The 3,197-nt window shown below is 44.2% G+C and carries 2 protein-coding genes and 1 pseudogene; all 3 read right to left on the bottom strand.

Annotated features, from left to right (window positions below):
- Positions 1–619 (bottom strand): annotated as a pseudogene (locus tag H6G26_RS40235) (hypothetical protein); the annotation flags it as partial.
- A gap of 255 nt (positions 620–874) precedes the next feature.
- Positions 875–1,447, bottom strand: a complete 573-nt coding sequence (locus H6G26_RS40230; RefSeq protein ID WP_190737557.1) for a hypothetical protein — start codon at positions 1,445–1,447, stop codon at positions 875–877.
- Between the two features lie 139 nt (positions 1,448–1,586).
- On the bottom strand, positions 1,587–3,083 hold the full coding sequence (locus H6G26_RS40225; protein ID WP_190737555.1) for a hypothetical protein: 1,497 nt from the start codon (positions 3,081–3,083) through the stop codon (positions 1,587–1,589).
- Positions 3,084–3,197: the final 114 nt, after the last annotated feature.

Here is a 3,197-nt window from a genome sequence, read left to right as displayed (position 1 = left end):
TATTGCCGCCTGTGTTTCCAACGATTTCAATCTTGATGCGTCGCTGTCTATAAATTGAATTTGGCGGTGGATTAATTACAAGAATATAGGTTCTACCAACATTGGTTTGACCCTTGTCTGAATCGAATAGAAAATTGTATACACCCGCAGGATTATTGCCAATGAAGTAAGGGTTAGCGTTTTCAATATTTGGAGCTTTCCCGATGGGAACTTTGTTGTTAGGAATATCAGGCACTTCTGTCCGGGTCAAGGGAACTAAATTTCCTAATTCTGTCCCTGTTGGATCGTTGGGGTTAGGTTCGTACAAACCAACAGAAAAACCTGTATAGTCAGGTAAAATTTCGCTACCGCAACCTAAAATTCGTCCTAACGGGTCAATTAAGGGGCCAGAGTTGGCTTGAATCTGACTAGTAGTTCCTTGAAATGTATTATTAGTAGAATCTGTATAAGTATAAGTAGCTTGGTTTGTGATAGCTGAAGGTACAACTTTGTTATCAACTGGTTGTGCTTTCCCAGGTAAAAAACTCTGCAAAACACTTGTGACCAAAACGGTTGCCGTTAACCACTGGAACCAACTTTTGCATATATGAATCTGGTTTTGCGACTTTTGACGGCGCACTGAACTTTTCTCCTATTTGACTTCACAGTTCGGGTTCTGGCAGTAACAAATTTCACAGGGTGTATCTGTCAAATCGGCAACCGTTAAAATATCTGGACTGGTAGTGGGCAATGCTTATAGCAAGGGGCTAGGTATTGGGGGCTGATTACTAGGAAAGAGATATAGTCATAAATTTTTTCAATCCCCAATCCCCATTACCCTTTATCCCTAGAGGGAGCCACAAGTTCCCCAATCCTTACTCCTAACTTGTTTTTCTCAGGGCACCTGTACCTCATAAGTCCCCTTGACTGTAGTCTTCGCGGCGATAGATTCGCCAAAACCCAAGCGAATGTGAGTGTAGGCTGTGGCTGGAGCAGGACGAGATTCTACTTTGCCGTTAGGGAGAGTGACTTTAACAGTGGGATTTTCTACAAAGCTGCGTCCGCCATCAATGCTGTAGGTAATCTTTGCCCCTTTGTTAACATTCACATTTGCAGATTTCAGCTTATACACCATTCCTTGAGGAATGGGTTGATTAATAGTGAGATTCTTGACTGGGCGATCGCCTCTGTTTTCACCACTGACTGTGTAACGCAACACATCTCCTCGCTGCACTACAGCTTTACCTTGTAGTGGTTGCCAAGTTACCTTTTCCTTACCCTGCTCATCTTTTTGCATAACTTGCTTTTGTGCATCTAAACGCAACTGTACTTGCCCTTTAGCTTGGGTATTTTGGGCGATCGCACTTCCTGAGTGCCAGATATTCGCTACTCCAGGAATTTGGCTGATAAATGGTGTAGTTGCAATCAAGGCGATCGCTCCCATACTTGCAATAGAAACACGCTTCATGTAAATAACCTCTTTAAACTTCAACTTCCAGAATTTTGATTGGTGATTAGCCCCCTTTTTAAGGGGTGGGGGGATCAAAAGGCGGTGTACAATACAGAAAACCCCTCTTAGCTCCCCTTAATGAGAAAAACAGCTGACGTTAGTTCACCCTGCGTTGGAAGGTAAATGTTTGTTCTCCACCTGGTGCAACATTGCCCGCATTGTCCACATACCTGGTGATATCGAGATTAGACGTGTCTGTTGTCGTGTTTCCGTTGAAGAAATTAATGGTTGCGCCAACAGAAGAATCTGTAGCTGAACCCGGAACATTGCTGGTGTCAATTTGACCATTGCCATCTCTATCCAGCGCCCAGTTGTTCAGGCCATCCCCAACAGTAGTAGAGAGAGCACCATCCTCAGTAATCACGACATTGTTGGCTGTCAAAATCGAGTTATTACTTCCGTCTGTGGGCTGGACTTCAGAAATGTTCCTGTACCTAATCCGGTACTCAATAACGTTTCCTTGAGCGGGTGTTCTTGCGACATCAGCCACATTTGGATTGGGATCAATAGATGGCAACGGTCCACCAGTACCATCAGGATCAAAAGCTGGTGTTGAGTTAAAATCACCCTGTCCGGCTCCTACAACTGGACCAGTTCCTTGCAGAACTCTAGACTCTTTAACCAGTTTTAGGAAGCCTGTGTAAACCCGATCAATCGTCGTATTCCTAGCAGTTTCTGCGCCTAAACCAGGGGTTGTATCATCAACGAAGGCAGTGATAGGTACTGGGTAGCCTCTGAGGATATTATCGTCAGCGGAGAGGTTGGTGCCACTTGGTAGATCAACTTCTACAGAGTAGTTAATAGGGCTGTTTGCTGGCACATCAGAAATGGTGATGTAATCAGTCGCATCATTAATCAGGGCACCATCATTCAGGAATTGAGCGCCGTTCCAGGTATAGACTTTTGTCTGATTCAAATAATTAATAGTTACCGTCGTATTTGTTGGCAAATCAGCGGCATTAGCTGGTGGGGTAGGAAGTAGAGAAATGTCGTTTGCCTGGGTACTGGCATTTGTTACCGTGTTATTGAAGGTGACAACCCCCGGATCTACGGTTGATCCTGGTCTTGTATTCGCAGCGATCGCTGAAGACTTGTTGCTGAAGTCGGTATTAGGGTTATTACCTGGACCAATAGCATTTGGAAAATTTTCTGGCCCATTTTGGACTGTTGCAGTAACTTGTGTCACTATGGTACTGCTCGCTTCACCACCTGGGCCAGTTCCTGCGTTATTGCCAGGGTCAGTCCCTGTAGTGGTTAAGTCAGCGGCGTTGTTAATGTAGCCGTCGTCAATTGGGGTAGGAGCTGCCTCAGGAATGCCGTCATTATTCGCATCTGTTCCAGGAGGCGTTATACCGTCGTAGTTACTGGGATTTTGGTCACCAGATTCGTCATATATAAACGTATCTGGAATACCATCGTTATTGGTATCTGTATTTGCTATACCACTGCTTTGACCAAACAATTGGGCAATGTTATTGACCGTTAATGATGTTCCAGTGAAACTTGATCTAACTCTAACCTGAATCGAGAAATTGATTGCTGGCGAATTAGGAGCAACAGAAGTGACACTAGCAGATGGGCAGGGCAAACGCATCTAAATATTGACGAGCCTGAATCAGTATGAAATACACCAAGACTCAAACTACATAAGGCTTTGAGGAAATTAAATCTCACTCAATATTAAAATGATAATCATTGTGAGGGGGAG

Origin of the sequence: Nostoc sp. FACHB-888 (assembly GCF_014696655.1) — a bacterium.
Lineage (GTDB): Bacteria > Cyanobacteriota > Cyanobacteriia > Cyanobacteriales > Nostocaceae > Nostoc.
The sequence above is the reverse complement of the archived record's forward strand: the minus strand, read 5'-3'. Positions and strand labels throughout refer to the sequence as shown.

What these genes read in the sequence shown, in the direction of transcription:
- H6G26_RS40230 (WP_190737557.1), bottom strand. Translation starts at nt 1,447, where the DNA reads ATGAAGCGTGTTTCTATTGCAAGTATGGGAGCGATCGCCTTGATTGCA.
- H6G26_RS40225 (WP_190737555.1), bottom strand. Translation starts at nt 3,083, where the DNA reads ATGCGTTTGCCCTGCCCATCTGCTAGTGTCACTTCTGTTGCTCCTAAT.